The following is a 17,497-nucleotide window of genomic DNA, read 5'->3' as shown; positions in this document are numbered from 1 at the left end:
TAAAACAAGATCAGTTTATTTCTGTCTCTATTCCTTCAATATTATATTTTTTGTTCTCGTTTACTATCCATTCATTTGGATCGAGGATTATTTTTGTTGGTGCATCATCTAATTCAAAACTTATCTTTGCAGTTCCATTGACCCAGACTCTCTTAACGAGCTTTTCTTTCGAAGTCGTTATCTCAACTTCAAGAGGCATTGTGAAGTTGTTTTTGTCAACAATTTCAAAAGTTAGGAAGTATTTATCATCCCTCTGAGTTACACTTAAGTTTCTTACTTCATAATCAGGCACTTTTGGGGTGTAAAACCATTCCTTGAAGAACCAGTCTAAGTCCTGCCAAAAAGCTTGAAAAAAGGTGCGATGGATTAATAGCAGGCTGTACGGAAATAAGCGTAGCTCTAAGGCAAGAAGATTTAAGGGTCCCCCTGGTAGACCCCTTGGATGTCATAGCCGAAAAAGCCGTGAAACTTGCTTTAGGAATTTGCGATGAAAGTGATAAGGGGCTTTCTGATGATTAAACCTATAAAGCAGTTTAAGGAGGGACAAAAGTGAGAAAGAAGCCATTATTTGGCAGATTCTTAGAAATTGACTTGTCTAAAGAAAAAACAAGCGAAATGGAGGTAGAACCTGAAATCATCAGAAAGTTCATCGGGGGCAAAGGAATAGGAGCGTATTTCCTATATACTTTTCTCAAACCAAAAACGAATCCTTTATCTCCCGACAATTTGCTAATGTTTTTAAATGGACCATTGACTGGAACTCCATTTCCGAGTTCTGGAAGAACAACAGTAGTTACTAAATCCCCGTTAACTGGACTTTATCTAGATTGTCATGCGGGAGGATATTTTGGTCCAGAACTCAGAAAAGCTGGTTGGGATGGGATAATCGTAAAAGGAAAAAGCAAGGATCCAATATATCTTTGGATAATAGACGATGAAGTAGAATTTAGGGATGCTAGTAAAATATGGGGGTCATCCATAAGCGAAACCGTTGAGAAAATCAGAGCCGAGACTGATAAAAAGGCCCATATAGCTTCAATAGGCCCCGCGGGAGAAAACTTGGTTAAATTTGCAGCAATAATGATCGATAAAGACGATGACCCATGGAGGGCTGGGGTGGCGGCTAGAGGTGGTCCAGGAGCAGTTATGGGGAGCAAAAACCTCAAAGCAATAGCAGTAAAAGGTTCAAAAGAAATTAGCACCTTTGATAAAGGAAAACTTAGAGAGCTAGCAGTTAGACTTAACAAAAAAATAATGGAGCACAATTACATTCATATAAGGCGAGTAATAGGAACTGCATATCTAGTAGACCCAATGAATAGATTGGGGATACTACCAACTAGAAACTTCCAACAGGGATTTATAGAAGACCATTATGGGATAATTGGCCCAAATTTGAGGTACTACACGAAAAGGGATGTCAGCTGTTACAATTGTCCTGTTGTCTGTGGTAGAGTTGTTGAAGTTAATGGAAAAGAAGTGAAAATTGAATACGAGTGCATAGCTCTACTAGGAAGCAATAATGGAATAAAAGACATTAGAGACGTTGCAAAAGCAGTATTACTATGTAATGAGTTTGGATTAGACGCAATTTCTACAGGTAACATTGTCGGGTTTGCAATGGAGTGTGCTGAAAAAGGTATTTTACCTGATGTGCCAAAGTTTGGGGATGCTGAAGGACAAAGAAGGCTGATAGAGGATATAGTCTACAGAAGAGGAATAGGAGATGTGCTCGCAGAAGGTGTCAAAAAAGTAGCAGAAAAGATAGGCCAAGGGACAGAAAAATTTGCAATGCATGTTAAAGGTTTAGAAATTCCAGGTTATGAGCCAAGAAGCTCTTGGGGAATGGCATTAGCATATGCAACTTCAGATAGAGGGGCTTGCCACCAAAGAGCTTTCACAGCAAGGGCTGAAGCAGATGGAATTTTGAAGCGTTTCTCTACTAAAGGTGTTGCAAGATTCGTGAAAGAGGTACAAGATGAGAGAGCTGCAGCATTTTCCTTGGTTGTATGCGACTTTATGCCATTAAGTATCGAGGATTTCATAAGTGGCTTGAAGTATGCAATAGGAGTTGAGTTTTCTCTGGTAGAGTACTTGAAAGTTGGAGAACGGATTTGGAATTTAACTAGAGTGTTCAACATTAGAGAAGCCGGAATCTCAAGAAAAGACGACACCTTGCCTCCAAGAGTGTTCGAAGAACCACTACCAATGCCCCCGGATGGAGAAGAGAAAATTAGGCTTCCAAAAGAAGAATTTGAAAAAATGCTTGAGGAATATTACACGCTAAGAGGATGGGATGAAAACGGTATCCCTACTAAAGAAAAACTTGAGGAATTAGGTCTAGACAAAATTTAATAAGAAGATTACATGTTTCCTTACGGAGGTGAGTGAGATGGTCGAGATAATTGATACTACATTTAGGGATGCTCATCAATCACTCATTGCTACGAGAATGAGCACAAAAGACATGCTTCCAATTGCAGAGAAAATGGACAAAATTGGCTTTTATTCGATGGAAGTATGGGGAGGAGCTACTTTTGACGCGGCTTTGAGGTTCCTGAGAGAAGACCCCTGGGAGAGACTAAAGCTTTTAAGGGAGCACATAAAGAGAACGAAACTCCAAATGCTTCTTAGAGGTCAAAATGTCGTTGGTTACAGGCATTACCCAGATGATGTTGTGGAAAAATTTGTTGAGCTGGCTTACAAAAACGGTATTGACATTTTTAGAGTCTTTGATGCTCTGAATGACGTTAGGAATATGGAAACCGCAATTAAAAAAGCCAAAGAAGTGGGAGCAGAGGTTCAAGGAGCAATATGCTACACCACGGGGAAGATTTTCACAGTGGAGTATTACCTCCAGAAAGTTGATGAGCTTATTGAGCTTGATGTTGATTATATAACAATTAAGGACATGGCTGCCCTTTTAGATCCTCAGACGGCTTATGAACTTGTGAAAGAGATTAAAGACCGCTATGGAGTAAAAGTCAACGTTCATACTCATGCAACGAGTGGGTTAGCTTCGGCAACCTACTTGAAAGCGATTGAGGCCGGGGCAGATTATATAGACACGTCTATTTACCCACTTGCTAATGGAACAGCTCAGCCTGCAATCCAGAGCATTTATTATTCCTTGAGAGAAGAGGATAAGCCCAAGATCGATATGAAGTTAATCTTTGAAATTTCCAGATACCTAAGGAAGCTCTTAGACGAAAAATACGAACACTTACTGAACAAGAGAGCTCTTCATGGAGACCCGAACGTCCTGATCCACCAGATCCCAGGTGGAATGTATTCTAACTTAATAAAGCAGTTGAGCGAGCTTAAAGCCTTGGACAAGCTCGATGAGGTTCTTGAAGAAGTTCCTAGGGTTAGGGAGGAACTCGGCTACCCACCGCTAGTAACGCCAACGTCCCAAATAGTTGGGGTACAAGCAGTTCTTAACGTCCTCTTTGGAAGGTACAAGCGAGTGACCCAAGAGACTAAGAATTATGTTAAGGGTCTTTATGGAAGGCCTCCAGCCCCGATAAAGGAGGAAATCAAGAAGCTTATTCTCGGCGATGAAGAACCGATAACTGTTAGACCAGCTGACTTGCTTGAACCAATGCTTGAGAAGGCAAGAAAAGAGCTTGAAGAAAAAGGCTACCTTGAGAAAGAGGAGGACGTTGTAACTTACTGCCTCTTCCCACAGGTGGCTTTGGAGTTCTTTGAACTTAGAAAGCAAGGAAAATTAAAGCCAGTTGAGGAGAAGCCAAAGGGCAAAGTAATCAAGATTTATGTGGGCGGAAGAGAGTACGAGGTTGGCGTTGAGGGAGTAAAGCTTGAGGCTTTGGCAATGCCGAGTTATGCTCCTTCAGAAGTTTCAGCTCAACCTGTGAGTGTGTCTTCTGTTTCAGCTCCTTCTGTTTCGGCTTCAACTCCTTCGGCGCCTGTTGAAGCAGCGGCTCCGGCACCGGCGGCTGGTGAGAATGTGGTCACTGCGCCCATGCCTGGGAAGGTGTTGAGGATTCTTGTGAGGGAGGGTGAGCAGGTTAAGGTTGGTCAGGGGTTGCTTGTTTTAGAGGCTATGAAGATGGAGAATGAGGTTCCTTCGCCGAAGGATGGTGTTGTGAAGAAGATCCTCGTGAAAGAAGGCGACACCGTTGATACAGGCCAACCACTAATAGAACTTGGTTAGTTTTTTACTTTAGATAAAATGACTTTTGCTCTTTTTATTGTATTTACTGTACATTTATCAAAATTCACTCCTAAAAATACCACTGATTTCGAAAGACATATATACCCTTAGATATCCATTTTATAATGACTGTCTTTAGTGGGGGTGTCTAAATGAACTCGGCAGTTATTGTATTGGCGGCCGCGATTATATATGTGGCCATGTATTTTACTTATGGAAAAGCTCTCCAGAACAAAGTCGTCAAAGCCGATCCCAACAGACCAACACCTGCACACAAGCTTTACGATGGCGTTGACTATGTCCCAGCACATCCGTTAGTTCTATATGGACATCATTTTGCTTCAATAGCTGGAGCCGGACCTATTACGGGGCCGGCACTAGCAATGGCATGGGGATGGTTGCCATCAATACTTTGGATATGGTTTGGAAACGTATTTATTGGGGCAGTGCATGACTACCTGGCTTTGATGGCATCAGTAAGGTATGATGGTAAGTCAATTCAATGGATTGCCGGAAAGATAATGAGCAAAAGGACAGGAGTTGCTTTTGAGGTATACATATGGTTCACATTGCTTCTTGTAGTGGCGGCATTCGTTGCTGTAGTTGCAAAGCTAGTCACAACAACACCCCAAGCAGCCACAGCCACATTGCTCTTCTTAGTCGTGGCAGTAATTCTCGGATGGCTCATGTATAAGGTGAAGCTCAACTTCTATGTGAGCACTATAATCGGTTTAGTGCTCTTAGTAATTGCAGTATGGTTAGGTCTCAAATATCCATTGGTCTTCGTTCAAGGACAGGAGGCAGGAAGTGGGGCGGCATATCTTCAGGCATACCACTACTGGAACATCATCCTGTGGCTCTATATCATAGCAGCATCTTCACTTCCGGTCTGGATACTCCTACAGCCAAGAGATTATCTTAATGCCTACATACTGTGGTTTGGTCTCTTAGTTGGGGGTATAGCATTTATAGCACTGGCAAAGCCCTTTGAAGTTCCAGGATACACAATGTTTTCGGCCAACGTAGTTGGAGGACAGCCATCGCCCTTCTGGCCAACAGTGCCATTGGTTATTGCATGTGGTGCATTGAGTGGATTTCACTCTCTTGTAGGTTCGGGAACATCATCGAAACAGCTTGACAATGAGATACACGGACTTATGGTTGGTTATGGAGGAATGTTCACAGAGGGATTCCTTTCAACAATTGTTGTCACCGCCATAGCTGTTTATGGTGTTAAGCTCACGGGACTCAATGTTGCAGACTGGGGAACTCAATATATCACCAAAGGCGGTCTTGGAACATTTATCTCTGGCTATGCAAGCGGTCTCCACGACTTCTATGGATTGGACATGACCTTAGGCAAAACCTTTGCGACCCTTTGGGTTTCAGCTTTCGCATTAACATCTCTCGATACCGCTACAAGGCTTGGAAGATTTGCATGGCAGGAAGTCTTTGGAATGGTAACCGACACAAGCCAAGGAATCTGGAAGACCATAACGAACAAATGGGTGGCCTCGTTCATCATAGCTTCCCTTGGAACATATTTAGCATGGGGTGCCAGTTATAAAATACTATGGCCAGCATTTGCTGGTATGAACCAGCTTTTAGCGTCAATAGCAATGATGACAGCTGCAGTATGGGCTTACAAGATACAGAAAGCAGGAAGATGGGGTTATGCCGTTTTAATTCCAGCACTGTTCTTGTGGATAACAGTTACGGCAGGTCTTATATGGTACATAGCAGTAGTTCCACTATCTGGAGGCACTCTAATAGCGGTAAAAGGCTCTCTCTTGGTAGGTTTGTTGCTCAACTTCCTCTTAATTTATGACTTCTACCTTGCGTGGAAGAGACCGGAGGAAGAATACGAGGCCGTTGCAGCTTGAACCTTTCATTTTTCTTAACTTTTTTGAGGTGAGTTTATGGAAAGAATATTTAAAAGAGTTCTGTACTGGATCTCCCTGCCAATTCGTGTCCTATGGGATTTTACCGGAGTTGAAATACCACTTCTTGCCTTATATACTAAGAGAGCTTTATATTATATCGGAAAAAACTTAAACCCAATAACAATGAAAATGGGGGTGGTTGAATGCTTGAAGGATTAAAAGCATTCCTTAAGGGATTTTTTAGCTCTTTTAAAGAGCAGTCTACAGAATATATAGAATTTGAGGAGAGGGAACTTGAAAATGTCTTTGCCCTCCTTCTGATGGGTTCTTTCGTTGGAATACCCTCACCACCGAGCACACTAGTTCTTCGACTTATGCCCTACATGGTGAGGGAAATTTATGTTATGCAGAGGAGGGTAGCAGATATGGATGATATATTTGGAGAGATGGCAGGAATGTTCGATATAACATGAGGTGATAGGTGTGAGAGAGTACCTTATTCCAAAAGAGGGATTTAGGGTTTTATTTTTTATAGGAAAGGGCGGAGTGGGAAAGACTACCAGTTCTGCAGCGGTATCAGTCGCCCTTTCTAAGAGAGGCTATAAAACGTTAGTAGTTTCAATAGATCCAGCCCATAATTTAGGGGATGTGTTTGAAGTTAAGCTAAGTGATAAGCCGAAACAGATAGCCAAGAACCTCTATGCAATGGAACTTGATATGGAAAAGCTCATTAAAGCTTATTTGAAGCATCTTGAGGAAAATCTAAAACATATGTACCGATACTTGACGGTGATAAACCTCGAGAAGTACTTTGAAGTGCTCAGCTTTTCTCCAGGTATAGAGGAATACGCCACCCTTGAGGCAATCAGGGATATACTGCAAAGGGGAGATGAATGGGACGTCATAGTCTTTGATACTCCTCCCACCGGTCTGACATTAAGGGTACTAGCCCTTCCTGAAATTGCCCTTATTTGGACGGAGAAGCTTATAGAAATAAGAAAAAAGATTTTAGAAAAGAGACAGGCAATTGAAAATATACAGGGAGAGAGGAAATTTGTAATCGAGGGTGAAGAGTACAAGCTCCCCAGTAAGGAAGAAGAGGATCCCGTAATGAGGGAACTCAAGCAGTATAAAACTGAAATTGCTTTTGTCCGAGAAGTAATTACAAATCCAAACAAGACCAGCGTTATAGCGGTTATGAACCCGGAAATGTTGCCACTGTATGAGACTGAGAGAGCATACGAGACTCTAAGAAAGTTCAAAATTCCCTTTAATCTGGTGGTTGTCAACAAAGTTATCGAACTTGAGGAGGAAGTTCCAAGCATAAGAGTAAAAATGGAAGCTCAAAGGAAAGTGCTTGAAGAGATAGGGAAAAAATTCAAGGGGATAGAGATTGTCAAAGTACCCATGTTTGAAGAAGAGCCAAGAGGATTAAAATGGCTTGAGAAAGTTGGGGGCTTAATAGTTGGAGATTGAGGAAATTTACGAGGAGCTAAAAAAGGTTAAAGAGCCTATAAGCGGAGAAGATATCGTCAGTCTGGGAATTGTAAGTCTGGTTAGAAAAGAAGACAACAAAGTAATAATTTTCCTTGGATTGGCGAGAAGGACGCCGAGACGTCCATTTGAAATGGCAGTTAATTGGATAATTCATGTCAGAATAGTTAAAGATATAGTAAAGGTTTTAGAAGGAAAAGTTAACTTCGAGATAATTGATGACATGACATTCCAAAGATATTATCCAAGAGAGGAGGTTTAATCATGAAGGTCACACCAGAATTGTTGCTCTTGATAATGGTTTTGGGCGCCATCGCTACTTTGCAATTTTACAAAGGAAGGAAGCTTAATCTAACCATAATGGACTACTACCTTAGAACTATAGAGAAGGTTGTAAAACCCAAGGACAAGGACTACGTATGGATAGGAGGGTACGTTGGCTTTAGGGCATTCTATAAGGTGAACGAAAGCAACATTGACAAGTTCGAATACACGTTAACCCTTTTACCAAGGCAGAGTGTTCTTTATTTCCCTATCTCAAAGTTGATAAACAGGCATGACAAAATATACTTTGTTGTGAAGCCTTATGCAAGGATCAAACGTGAGGTGCATCTAATACAAAAAGGCTATTATCGCCTTAAGCCAAAAATCGAAGATGAGGAGCTCTTGCAAAGGGAAATAATAGAGGTAAACGGCAAACAGTACGAAGCCTTTTTCGAGAAGAAGCGCGACGTTGAAATGCTGAAGGAATTCCTACAGGGATTCTCAAAAATCGAAAACGTCAAGCACATATCACTAACTCCAAAGACGAACGTGCTCTATGTTTTTATGAAGCCGGAGGTAGAGACAATAGAGCAGGATGTAAAGCACATAGTACGTTTTGTTAATGAGAAGATAAAAGAGAACCCCTTTGAAAGGTAGGGAAAACATAATAAATCCCTCCTTTAAATTTCTCCTCATGATGGAGAGACTTTTTAGCCTTGGATATTCAAAACAGTTCGCGGAGAGATATTTTGAGCTGTGGGGGGAGAGGGCTTTAAAGATAGCTGAGGCTATGGAGAGGCCTTTACCTAGGTGTTTTAGGGTTAATACCCTCCGCATTGAGATTCCAAAGCTTACTAAACTTCTGAACAAAAAGGGTTTTCAGTTTAAACGCGTTCCTTGGGCAAGAGAGGGCTTTTGTCTGACGAGAGAACCATTTTCTATAACCTCTACTCCGGAGTACCTCGGTGGTTTGCTGTATATTCAAGAAGCGTCATCAATGTATCCTCCTATAGCATTGGATCCAAAGCCGGGAGAAATTGTAGCGGATATGGCGGCAGCTCCCGGGGGAAAAACTTCTCACCTTGCCCAGCTTATGGAAAATAAGGGGATTATATATGCATTCGACGTTGGGGAGGAAAGGCTTAAGGAAACAAGATTGAACTTATCTCGACTTGGAGTCACGAACACAATCCTCTTCCATAAAAGCTCCCTTTACATGGGGGAACTGGGAATTAAGTTTGACAAAATCCTCCTTGATGCTCCCTGCACGGGTTCTGGAACTATTCACAAAAATCCAGAAAGAAAGGCAAACAGAACATTGGAAGACATAAAGTTCTGTCAAAACCTCCAGAAGGAGATGATAAAAGTTGCTCTAGAAAATCTCAAGGAAGGAGGAATTTTGGTCTATTCGACATGCTCTTTAGAGCCTGAGGAGAACGAGTTTGTTATTCAGTGGGTTTTGGATAACTTTGATGTGGAGCTGCTTCCTCTTAAGTATGGTGAACCCGCTTTAACGAAGCCTTTCGGAATCGAGCTTAGTGAGGAGATCAGCAAGGCGAGGAGGTTTTATCCAGATAAACACAAAACAAGCGGATTTTTTGTTGCGAAGATACGACGGAAATCTTAGACGTTACTCTGAGGGCTCTGCTCCGCCTAAGAGCTTTGCTTCAATCTTCTGCAGCCGTTTTTTCGTTTCCTCACTCAGCAGACTTTCCAGCTCTTCTCTCGCCGCTTTTGCGAGTTCAAATTTAGAAGAATACTCTTTGGCCACTTCTACCCACGGAATTTTTTTGTTTTCAACAAACACATCTATATCCGCAAACCTTTGGTAGCCTTTGTACTCTAATCCTTTGAGAAGGAATTTTATTCTAAGGGGATCTTCCCACGTTATCAGTTTTATTTTGTAGACCCTGATTCTCATAAACGGTCTTGGGTAATCCCAATCCCATCCTTCGCTTACAACGTACCCGAGGTCGAGATCTTCAAGCACGAGAAGTACTCTTTCTATATTTTCATCATATCTCTTTTCTGTGTCGTAGATCCTTATGGTAATCTCTTTCCATCCTTCGGGAAGCAGTTTGAAGAGCAGAATAGGCAAGTCAATCCTAAGAGCTCTGTAAACGTCTATGAAATTCTTTCTAATCAAAAACACTTCTTTTATATCCTTTATACTTAGGGGTTCACTTAACTTCTTGTCTGTCACCAAAAGAAGGGTGTCCCGCTCTTCTCCTTCGTTAATCCCTCTGGCAAAACTTGTCTCAACTCCTCCATAGCGTTCAGGTATTATTTCAGATGTTTTTTGTGCCTCTTTTGGAACCCTTAGGAGGATTATTTGGGGTCCGAGATTAGCCCTATCAAAAGGACATTTTGCATTTAAAAGCTCCTTTAAAACACTGTCGCTCCGCATTCTGACCAAAAAAGCGCCTCTTTTTAAGTTCAACACGGTTTTCCAGTCTTCTGATGGAGTTACAAAGATTATAGTGTCCAGCTCTCCGCTTTGGTTCCAGGCTTCATCAACTGAGAGCTCTTTTATGCCAAAAAGATTTTTCAAAAAGTTTTCACCATTTTCAACGTCTGATGTCCTTAAAAACAACATTGAAGGGCCAAAACGCATTAGCCTCATCACAATCCCCTCATAAGTTTGTATCCCCTTTCGAAATTTGTCCCATCGGGATATCTGACCTTGATAACCTTTTTACTTCCTAAAAGAATGAAGTTCACATTCAAAAGCCCGTTTAGTCCTCGCGGCAGGGTTCTGAAGCTATGCCCATGGAGAATAAAATCAACGTCTTTAGGGGGATTTAGTTGAATTGGATCATGTGCTAAGGCAAGCTTTAGGTTGTTTATCCTAATGATTTTCCCAGGTTCTACTATTCGGGATTTTCTGACAAGTTTTTTGAGTACCTCTTCGCTATCTTCATTTCCCGGGACAATATAAACCTCGGCTCCGGAGTTCTCAAGAATATCCAAAAGCTCTCTTACCTTCTTTGCGTATCGTTCTTTTAATTCGGGTCTTCTCTCAAGTTTTATGTTGTCCACGAGGTCTCCGGTATGGATGATATAATCTGGCCTGCTTTTCTCTATCAGGTTCAGGATAAACGGGTATATATTGTCTGGAGTGTCACTTATGTGCATTATCTTGGCTTCCCCGCTTTCCAGCAATTCCTTTGGGAGGCTTCTTTTTCTTAAAAAGCTCGGTAAGTCTAGTCTCATCACAATAATTCCGGAGCAATCTTTTATATATGTTTGGCTTTACTCTTATGTAGCAAGGTGAAAAGATATGAAAGTCTTGGTATTGGGAGCCGGTAACGTTGGAAGGGCTATCGTATATGACCTGAGCAAGGACTTTGAAGTGTGGGCAGGAGATATAGACCGAAACCGATTGGAAGAAGTAAAAGCTTATGCGCATCCAATAAAGATAGATGCTTCGGACTTTGGTTCCTTGGTAGAGACGATAAAAGGCTTTGATCTTGTTGTAGGCGCTCTCCCGGGGAGGTTCGGATTCAAAACTCTAAAAGCCGCTATAGAAGCTGGCGTGGACATTGTGGATGTTTCTTTTATGCCCGAGAATCCACTATCGCTTAGAGAGGAGGCTGAAAAAGCAAATATAACGGCCATAGTTGATGCGGGTTTTGCTCCGGGGCTTAGCAATATTTTCCTTGGGAAAATATACCAAGAGTTGAGGCCTCTCGAAGAGGGGATAATTCGTGTAGGCGGGCTTCCAAAGATTCCAAAACCACCTCTTTACTACAAAATAACCTGGTCTCCATATGACCTGATCGAGGAATACACAAGAAAGGCCAGAATTGTGGAGGATGGCGAAGTTAAGGAAGTAGACCCACTTGAAAAAATATGGAAAGTAAGGATCAAAGATTTCGAATTTGAAGAGTTCATAAGCGACGGGCTGAGGACTCTCATAGAGACAATAAACGCAAATCGACTTGAAGAAAGAACCCTCAGGTGGCCGGGACATCTGGAGAAAATGAAAGTTCTGAAGGAACTGGGATTCTTCGAAAAAGATAACGTTGAGTTCACGCTTAAAGTAATCTCTCCGCTAATGAGCTATGAGAGTGAGGACTTCTCAATAATGGAAGTCTACGGCAGAGGGCTCAAGAACGGAAAAGAAGTTGAGACAAGGTGCTTCCTATATGATGAAGCAAAGGGTGGCTTTACTTCTATGGCAAGGGTAACTGGATTTACAGCGGCTATAGTTTCTAGAATCGTCTTGGAAGGTGAATGTGCCTATGGAGTACTTCCCCCAGAAATCTTGGGAATGAGGGAAGACACGTATTCAAAGATAATTAAAGAATTGAAAAATAGGGATATCCAAGTGGAGGTGGTGGAAAATGCTCCATCTAATAATAGCTGACAGTGAGCTTGAGCTTGTTCCAGAAAAAATAAGAGACCATCCTTCAGTTGTCAACTATGCAAAAAGGAGAGGAAAGAAGCCTGATGAAGTGCTCCTTGATTCCACTTACCACCATTCGGCCCTTAGGTTGTTGGAGGATGGAGAAAGAAGGGGCAGGCCAGATATAGTCCATCTGTGCCTCCTAAACGCCCTTGAAAGCATACTAAACAAAGAAGGAAAGCTTAGAGTCTACGTGCATACAAGAAACAATGAGATCATTTATATTAAACCCGAAACCCGGCTTCCTCGAAACTACAATCGCTTCGTAGGGCTAATGGAGAGTCTATTCAAAAAGAAAGCCGTTCCTGAAGATCTTGAACTTCTGAAAATGGAGGAAGGAACACTCTCAGAGCTCCTTGAGGAGATAGGCCCAGATGGAGTTTTCATAATGCATGAAAATGGAACCCCAGTAACCCCGAAAAAGTTCGGAGAAAGGTTGGTTGGTTATAACTCTCCAGCGGTTATTGTTGGCGGATTTCCCCATGGAGACTTTTTGAGCGTGGTGGAAGGAGAGAAAATCAGCATTTACAAGGAGCCTTTGATGGCGTGGACTATTGTCAACGAAGTTTTGGTAAACTATGAGGCGAGTTTACTTTGGTAGAATGCTCTTCAAAAATTTTTTAAATGCTTAAAATAAACCACATCAAGAACGTTTATAGGAGGTAATGAAAATGGGAGATAAGACCAGAGTTCAGGTTAGTAAGCTCAAGCCCGGAAGATACATCATTATTGATGACGAACCATGCAGAATAGTCAACATTACAGTTTCATCCCCCGGAAAGCACGGTTCAGCAAAGGCAAGAATTGAGGCTGTTGGGATATTTGACGGTAAGGTCAGGAGCATCGTGAAGCCAACAAGCGCTGAAGTTGAGGTTCCCATTATCGATAAAAGGACAGGCCAGATTATCGCCCTTACACCAGACACGGTCCAGCTCATGGACATGGAGACCTATGAACTCTATGATGTTCCAATAGAAACGGGCGTTGAGGGTGAAATCAAGGACAAGCTCAAAGAGGGCATTAACGTTGAATACTGGGAAACCCTCGGAAGAATAAAGATAATGAAAATCAAGGGAGAAGGCGAGTGACTCCCTTCTTTAAAATTTTTACTTTAACCTTGGTGTTTGTAACTATTGCTTGTAATCTTTCTACGATCTAATGAGCGGATTGCCGTTTCTCTTTAGCCTTCAATTTTGCAAAGCTTTTTAACCCCTGTCCTAAACCTTCTCCGGGTGAAGGGCGATGGAACTCCTCTACACCTATGAGACGCTAAAACTTGAGTTCCCGATGAGCGATATTGATAAAGCTGATTTCGTGATCCTTGGCATACCTTTTGATGGAACGACATCTTACAAGCCCGGAACGAGGTTTGGGCCTACCCTAATAAGACAGGCCACGCTCAACTTGGAAAGCTACATCTTAGACTATGATGTTGACATTGCGGATGTTAAAATAGCTGATGTTGGAGATTTAGCGATAGTTGCAGGCAATCCACTTGAAACCATAAAGAGGGGCATAGAAACTGTAGAAGAAATCAAGAAAATTAACCCCTCTGCAATCCCTGTGGTATTAGGCGGTGAGCATTCGATGACTTTTGCCCCGGTGAAGGCACTAACGCCGAAAAGCTATGTTGTCTTTGATGCCCACCTTGATTTAAGAGAGAGCTACGAAGACAATCCTTGGAACCATGCGTGCGTTGCCAGAAGGATATCAGAACTTGGTATAAAGGTGGCCGAGTTTGGAATAAGAAGCGGCACGAAAGAAGAAGTAGAATATGCGAAAAATGCTGGTATTCCATGGGTTCATGCAAGGGATTACACCGTTGAGAAGCTCAAAAAAATCGTGAAAGAGCTTCCAGAGCCCGTGTATGTCTCAATTGACATAGATGTCTTTGATCTCTCGATGGTTCCATCAACGGGAACTCCTGAGGCCGGTGGGCTGAGGTTTTGGGAAGTTATAGAGGCACTGGAATGGTTGGTTGAGAACAAGAAAATCGTTGGTTTCGATATAATGGAAGTTGCAGGTACAGAACTTGGAGATATTACAGCCCTAACCGCTGCGAAACTTCTCTTTTACCTGATTGGGATGCTCTCAAAATGATTATTCTTCTATGTACATTTCTCTTATTGCCCGATAGTAGGCTTTATAGATGTCTCTCTTTGTTATAACGCCAATAAGCTTTTTGTTTTCGGGACTTTCAACAATTGGAAGAAGATTCTGGTTGTATTTCATAAGCTTTTCAAAGGCATCGTGGGCGGTTTCGTTTAGATATCCAACACCGTATTCTCCATGCAGAAATCTCTCTATTGGTAGGGTCTTTATTCTTTGGGAAAGATTTAGGATATCTTTTACACCAACGACACCAAGAACTTCCATATTTTCATCAACAACTGGAAAGCAATCGTGTCCGGTCTTTGCAACGAGCTCTTCGACATCTCTTAAAGTATTCCATTTATAGACAAAGACGGGTTTTGCAGTCATAATCTCTCTAACCGGGATTGTCTCCAAAACTATGGGACGCCCGGTTTTTATACGAATTCTTCTCCGCTCGAGCTTTAGAGTATAGATCGAAGAACCCTTGAGAATAAACCGAGCTGTCAAAAAGCTCGTGGTTGCGGAAGTTATAACTCCTGGAAGGAGAGCGTACCCTCTAGTGAGCTCTGCCACCATAAGTATCTGATTTATTGGGGCCTGGGTTAATCCGCTGAAGAATGCAGCCATTCCGGCTAGAGCATAAACCGCTGGATTAATTCCGAGGGCAGGAAAGAGAATTTCTAAAGTCTTCCCGTATGCAGCCCCAAGTAGGGCTCCGATATAAAGACTTGGAGCAAAGATGCCACCGCTGTGGCCAGAGGATATCATTAGGGACGTCGCAATCATTTTTCCAATCCCCAAAAGAATAAGAACTGCAAGCGGAAGCAACCCTGCAATAGCAAGTTCCATCCCCTCATAACCGACTCCGAGGATTCCATATTGGGGAAAGAACATTCCGATAAAACCAACGCTCAATCCTCCAATAAAAAGCTTTGTCCATAACGGTGCTTTAATGTTTTCGAATCTATCTGTGAGCCAGAATAGAAACTTTGCCCAGTAAGCACTTAGAACCCCAAACAATACCCCCATAACGAACAGGAAGAAAAGCTCGATGTGTTCGTGGGCAATTTGGAGAGGAACATTGACCTCAAACGCCTCTCCCAAAAGTAGCAACGTTACAGTATTACCTATCACAGCAGAGAGAAATATCGGAACAAGGTTTATGGAAAATATCCCCATATAGACAACTTCAAGGGCAAACATTGCTCCAGCGAAGGGGGTATTAAAAGTTCCCGCAATTCCCGCGGCCAGACCGCAGGTGGTTAAGAGTTTTTTCATTTCGGAGGGGAGTTTGAAAGCTTGGGTTAAGGCTGAGGCTAGTGAAGCTCCAATGAAGCCTATAGGGCCTTCTCTACCAACGCTTCCACCGCTTCCAATGGTAATTGAAGTTGCTAGTGCCTTAAAAACTGCTAATACTCCTTTTATTTCTCCTCTTTTGAATACAACTCCCTCTATAACCTCGGGTATGCCGTTTCCTTTTAATTCCGGATATTTTTTGATTATCGGTGCGATTGCGAGACTACCTATTGCTGGAAGTAAGATGTACCCGAGGTTGTATCCGTGGTAGTAGAAGGAGATATGAGGGAGTAAAACATCAAAAAACAGCAGTCTTGTGAAACATATTAGTTTTCTAAAGATAACGGCTCCCAATCCACCAACTATTCCCGTAATTATGGAGAGAACCAGAATAGTTGCCCACTTCTTTGTATATTCTTCTCTTCTCATCGGTTTAGGGTAATTTGAAAAGTATTTAAAGATTAAAGAAACCAAAAGTGGTAATATTAAAGTTAAAAAGCTAGAGCTTCAGAGCTTTCTCCAGCAGCTCCAAACCTAAGTTGAGATACTCCTTTGCCTTTTCTTCACTTCTTGCCTCTGCAAAGATTCTTATTATCGGCTCGGTTCCGCTTGCCCTTACTAGCACCCATCCATCTTCGAGAAGAATCTTTGTACCATCGGTTGTGTCAATTTTCAAGCCTTCTTTCTCCGCAATCTCGGCAACTTTTGCAACTATCGCTTTTCTGTCTCCTCCTATGTGTCTCTTGGTTTTTACTTGGTAAAACTTTGGAAGCTCGTCTATTAGCTCACTGAACTTCTTGCCTCTTTTTGCAAAAATCTCGACTATCTTTGCGGCTGTCATAGCGCCATCTCTGCCCAAAACGTGGTCTGGGAAGATAACTCCTCCGTTTTCTTCTCCTCCTATAAGTCCGTTGTGTTCAAGCAATGCCCTTGAGACTATAAGGTCTCCAACTTTCGTCTTCAGAACTTTTCCTCCGTACATCTTGGCAAGCTCGTCTATTACGTGGGAAGTAGCTACTGTCGTTACAACTAGGCCGCCTTTGTTCTCCTCTAACATAGCTTTTACAACTAGGGCGAAGGTCTTGTCTCCCTGTATGAAGTTTCCATTCTCATCTATAAAAACAGCGCGATCGGCGTCGCCATCTTGGGCAATTCCAAAGTCTGCTCCAAGGGCTTTCACGATCTTCATAAATCCTTGAAGGTTCTCCTCGTTCGGCTCGGGGTTTCTTGCGGGGAAGTGGCCATCTGGATGGGCGTTTACACTGACAACTTTGCAGCCAAGCTCCCTCAAGAGATACGGAAGCACCAGAGAACCCGCACCGTTTGAAGTATCCACGACAACGAAGGGCTTTCTCTTTCTTATTGCTTCAACATCCACCCTGGCCTTTATTGTGTCTATGTAGGGCCTTATTATGTCTCTCTCCACTAACTGGCCTATTTCATCCCATCTGGCTCTTTGAAAGTCTTCTTTAAGGAACAGCTCTTCTACAATGGCTTCTCTTTCTTTCTTAAGACCTAGACCATTTGGCTCAAGAAGCTTTATTCCGTTGTATTCTGGTGGATTGTGACTTGCAGTTATTACGGCCCCTCCATCGACCTTGAAATATTTACACGCAAACTGGATCGCTGGAGTTGGAGATATCCCGACATCTATAACGTTAATTCCAACGCTTAAGAGGCCGCTTATCAGTGCGTTTTTGAGCATCTCACCGCTGACTCTTGTGTCTCTTCCAACGACAACCCAGAGCTCTTTGTCTGGTTGCTCTCTTTTTAAGAGTGTTCCAAATGCCATTCCCATTTTGAGTGCAAATTCGGGGGTTATCTGTTCATTTGCGATTCCTCTAACGCCGAATGTTCCGAATATCTTGCCCATTTTACCCCCTC

General features: G+C 42.4%; 18 protein-coding genes and 1 pseudogene. 14 read left to right on the top strand and 5 right to left on the bottom strand.

From position 1 onward, the window contains the following. Positions 1-10: 10 nt before the first annotated feature. On the bottom strand, positions 11-292 hold the full coding sequence (locus tag NF865_RS01640; RefSeq protein WP_253304889.1) for a hypothetical protein: 282 nt from the start codon (positions 290-292) through the stop codon (positions 11-13). A gap of 35 nt (positions 293-327) precedes the next feature. Between NF865_RS01640 and NF865_RS01635 the strand changes: the two are divergent. The 10 genes and pseudogenes from NF865_RS01635 to NF865_RS01590 form a co-directional block, all read left to right on the top strand. Then, positions 328-519, top strand: a pseudogene (locus NF865_RS01635) (hypothetical protein); the annotation flags it as partial. A gap of 30 nt (positions 520-549) precedes the next feature. Further along, positions 550-2,355, top strand: a complete 1,806-nt coding sequence (locus NF865_RS01630; RefSeq protein ID WP_253304888.1) for an aldehyde ferredoxin oxidoreductase family protein — start codon at positions 550-552, stop codon at positions 2,353-2,355. 37 nt (positions 2,356-2,392) lie between these two features. Beyond that, positions 2,393-4,174: a sodium-extruding oxaloacetate decarboxylase subunit alpha gene (gene oadA / locus NF865_RS01625; RefSeq protein WP_253304887.1), complete on the top strand. Its 1,782-nt coding sequence runs from the start codon at positions 2,393-2,395 to the stop codon at positions 4,172-4,174. Between the two features lie 152 nt (positions 4,175-4,326). Further along, positions 4,327-6,057, top strand: coding sequence for a carbon starvation CstA family protein (locus NF865_RS01620; RefSeq protein WP_253304886.1), 1,731 nt, complete (start codon positions 4,327-4,329; stop codon positions 6,055-6,057). Positions 6,058-6,093: 36 nt separating this feature from the next. After that, positions 6,094-6,276: a hypothetical protein gene (locus tag NF865_RS01615; protein ID WP_253304885.1), complete on the top strand. Its 183-nt coding sequence runs from the start codon at positions 6,094-6,096 to the stop codon at positions 6,274-6,276. Beyond that, positions 6,261-6,530 carry a DUF7990 family protein gene (locus tag NF865_RS01610; RefSeq protein ID WP_253304884.1) on the top strand — a complete coding sequence of 90 codons (270 nt, stop codon included), beginning with the start codon at positions 6,261-6,263 and terminating at the stop codon, positions 6,528-6,530. Before NF865_RS01615 ends, NF865_RS01610 begins: the two co-directional genes overlap by 16 nt. 10 nt (positions 6,531-6,540) lie before the next feature. Then, positions 6,541-7,533, top strand: a complete 993-nt coding sequence (locus tag NF865_RS01605) for an ArsA family ATPase (protein ID WP_253304883.1) — start codon at positions 6,541-6,543, stop codon at positions 7,531-7,533. Next, entirely contained in the window at positions 7,523-7,813 is a 291-nt protein-coding gene (locus NF865_RS01600) for an iron-sulfur cluster assembly protein (protein ID WP_253304882.1), read from the top strand. Before NF865_RS01605 ends, NF865_RS01600 begins: the two co-directional genes overlap by 11 nt. 2 nt (positions 7,814-7,815) lie before the next feature. Next, on the top strand, positions 7,816-8,472 hold the full coding sequence (locus NF865_RS01595) for a hypothetical protein (protein ID WP_253304881.1): 657 nt from the start codon (positions 7,816-7,818) through the stop codon (positions 8,470-8,472). Positions 8,473-8,509: 37 nt separating this feature from the next. After that, positions 8,510-9,442 (top strand): NOL1/NOP2/sun family putative RNA methylase, encoded by a 933-nt coding sequence (locus NF865_RS01590; protein WP_253304880.1) that lies wholly within the window; start codon positions 8,510-8,512, stop codon positions 9,440-9,442. Between the two features lie 3 nt (positions 9,443-9,445). On the opposite strand, the gene NF865_RS01585 is transcribed toward NF865_RS01590, so the two are convergent. Together NF865_RS01585 and NF865_RS01580 are read right to left on the bottom strand one after the other, a co-directional pair. Further along, a complete protein-coding gene (locus NF865_RS01585; protein WP_253304879.1) occupies positions 9,446-10,438 on the bottom strand; it encodes a hypothetical protein in 993 nt (330 codons plus the stop codon). Beyond that, entirely contained in the window at positions 10,438-11,028 is a 591-nt protein-coding gene (locus NF865_RS01580) for a metallophosphoesterase family protein (RefSeq protein WP_253304878.1), read from the bottom strand. The genes NF865_RS01585 and NF865_RS01580 overlap by 1 nt, the downstream gene beginning before the upstream one ends. 67 nt (positions 11,029-11,095) lie before the next feature. Here NF865_RS01580 and NF865_RS01575 point away from each other — a divergent pair, with 67 nt between their 5' ends. The 4 genes from NF865_RS01575 (at position 11,096) to speB (ending at position 14,323) form a co-directional block, all read left to right on the top strand. Beyond that, positions 11,096-12,184 (top strand): saccharopine dehydrogenase family protein, encoded by a 1,089-nt coding sequence (locus NF865_RS01575; protein ID WP_253304877.1) that lies wholly within the window; start codon positions 11,096-11,098, stop codon positions 12,182-12,184. Further along, positions 12,162-12,824, top strand: coding sequence for a 16S rRNA methyltransferase (locus NF865_RS01570; RefSeq protein ID WP_253304876.1), 663 nt, complete (start codon positions 12,162-12,164; stop codon positions 12,822-12,824). The genes NF865_RS01575 and NF865_RS01570 overlap by 23 nt, the downstream gene beginning before the upstream one ends. A 70-nt stretch (positions 12,825-12,894) precedes the next feature. Beyond that, on the top strand, positions 12,895-13,311 hold the full coding sequence (locus NF865_RS01565; protein ID WP_253304875.1) for a translation initiation factor IF-5A: 417 nt from the start codon (positions 12,895-12,897) through the stop codon (positions 13,309-13,311). Between the two features lie 154 nt (positions 13,312-13,465). Continuing rightward, on the top strand, positions 13,466-14,323 hold the full coding sequence (gene speB, locus NF865_RS01560; protein WP_253304874.1) for an agmatinase: 858 nt from the start codon (positions 13,466-13,468) through the stop codon (positions 14,321-14,323). On the opposite strand, the gene NF865_RS01555 is transcribed toward speB, so the two are convergent. Both NF865_RS01555 and glmM read right to left on the bottom strand, forming a co-directional pair. Further along, a complete protein-coding gene (locus NF865_RS01555) occupies positions 14,324-16,042 on the bottom strand; it encodes a chloride channel protein (RefSeq protein WP_253304873.1) in 1,719 nt (572 codons plus the stop codon). It lies immediately after the preceding gene. 70 nt (positions 16,043-16,112) lie between these two features. Then, complete coding sequence (gene glmM / locus NF865_RS01550) at positions 16,113-17,486, bottom strand: phosphoglucosamine mutase (protein ID WP_253304872.1); 1,374 nt, start codon at positions 17,484-17,486, stop codon at positions 16,113-16,115. Positions 17,487-17,497: the final 11 nt, after the last annotated feature.

It is taken from the genome of Thermococcus aggregans (genome assembly GCF_024022995.1).
GTDB lineage: Archaea > Methanobacteriota_B > Thermococci > Thermococcales > Thermococcaceae > Thermococcus_A > Thermococcus_A aggregans.
This window is presented reverse-complemented; position numbering and strand designations above follow the sequence as displayed.

Coding starts and splice junctions, on each gene's coding strand:
- oadA (WP_253304887.1), top strand. CDS start 2,393: ATGGTCGAGATAATTGATACTACATTTAGGGATGCTCATCAATCACTC.
- NF865_RS01620 (WP_253304886.1), top strand. CDS start 4,327: ATGAACTCGGCAGTTATTGTATTGGCGGCCGCGATTATATATGTGGCC.
- NF865_RS01615 (WP_253304885.1), top strand. CDS start 6,094: ATGGAAAGAATATTTAAAAGAGTTCTGTACTGGATCTCCCTGCCAATT.
- NF865_RS01610 (WP_253304884.1), top strand. CDS start 6,261: ATGCTTGAAGGATTAAAAGCATTCCTTAAGGGATTTTTTAGCTCTTTT.
- NF865_RS01595 (WP_253304881.1), top strand. CDS start 7,816: ATGAAGGTCACACCAGAATTGTTGCTCTTGATAATGGTTTTGGGCGCC.
- NF865_RS01590 (WP_253304880.1), top strand. CDS start 8,510: ATGATGGAGAGACTTTTTAGCCTTGGATATTCAAAACAGTTCGCGGAG.
- NF865_RS01585 (WP_253304879.1), bottom strand. CDS start 10,438: ATGAGGCTAATGCGTTTTGGCCCTTCAATGTTGTTTTTAAGGACATCA.
- NF865_RS01580 (WP_253304878.1), bottom strand. CDS start 11,028: ATGAGACTAGACTTACCGAGCTTTTTAAGAAAAAGAAGCCTCCCAAAG.
- NF865_RS01575 (WP_253304877.1), top strand. CDS start 11,096: ATGAAAGTCTTGGTATTGGGAGCCGGTAACGTTGGAAGGGCTATCGTA.
- NF865_RS01570 (WP_253304876.1), top strand. CDS start 12,162: ATGCTCCATCTAATAATAGCTGACAGTGAGCTTGAGCTTGTTCCAGAA.
- NF865_RS01565 (WP_253304875.1), top strand. CDS start 12,895: ATGGGAGATAAGACCAGAGTTCAGGTTAGTAAGCTCAAGCCCGGAAGA.
- speB (WP_253304874.1), top strand. CDS start 13,466: ATGGAACTCCTCTACACCTATGAGACGCTAAAACTTGAGTTCCCGATG.
- NF865_RS01555 (WP_253304873.1), bottom strand. CDS start 16,042: ATGAGAAGAGAAGAATATACAAAGAAGTGGGCAACTATTCTGGTTCTC.
- glmM (WP_253304872.1), bottom strand. CDS start 17,486: ATGGGCAAGATATTCGGAACATTCGGCGTTAGAGGAATCGCAAATGAA.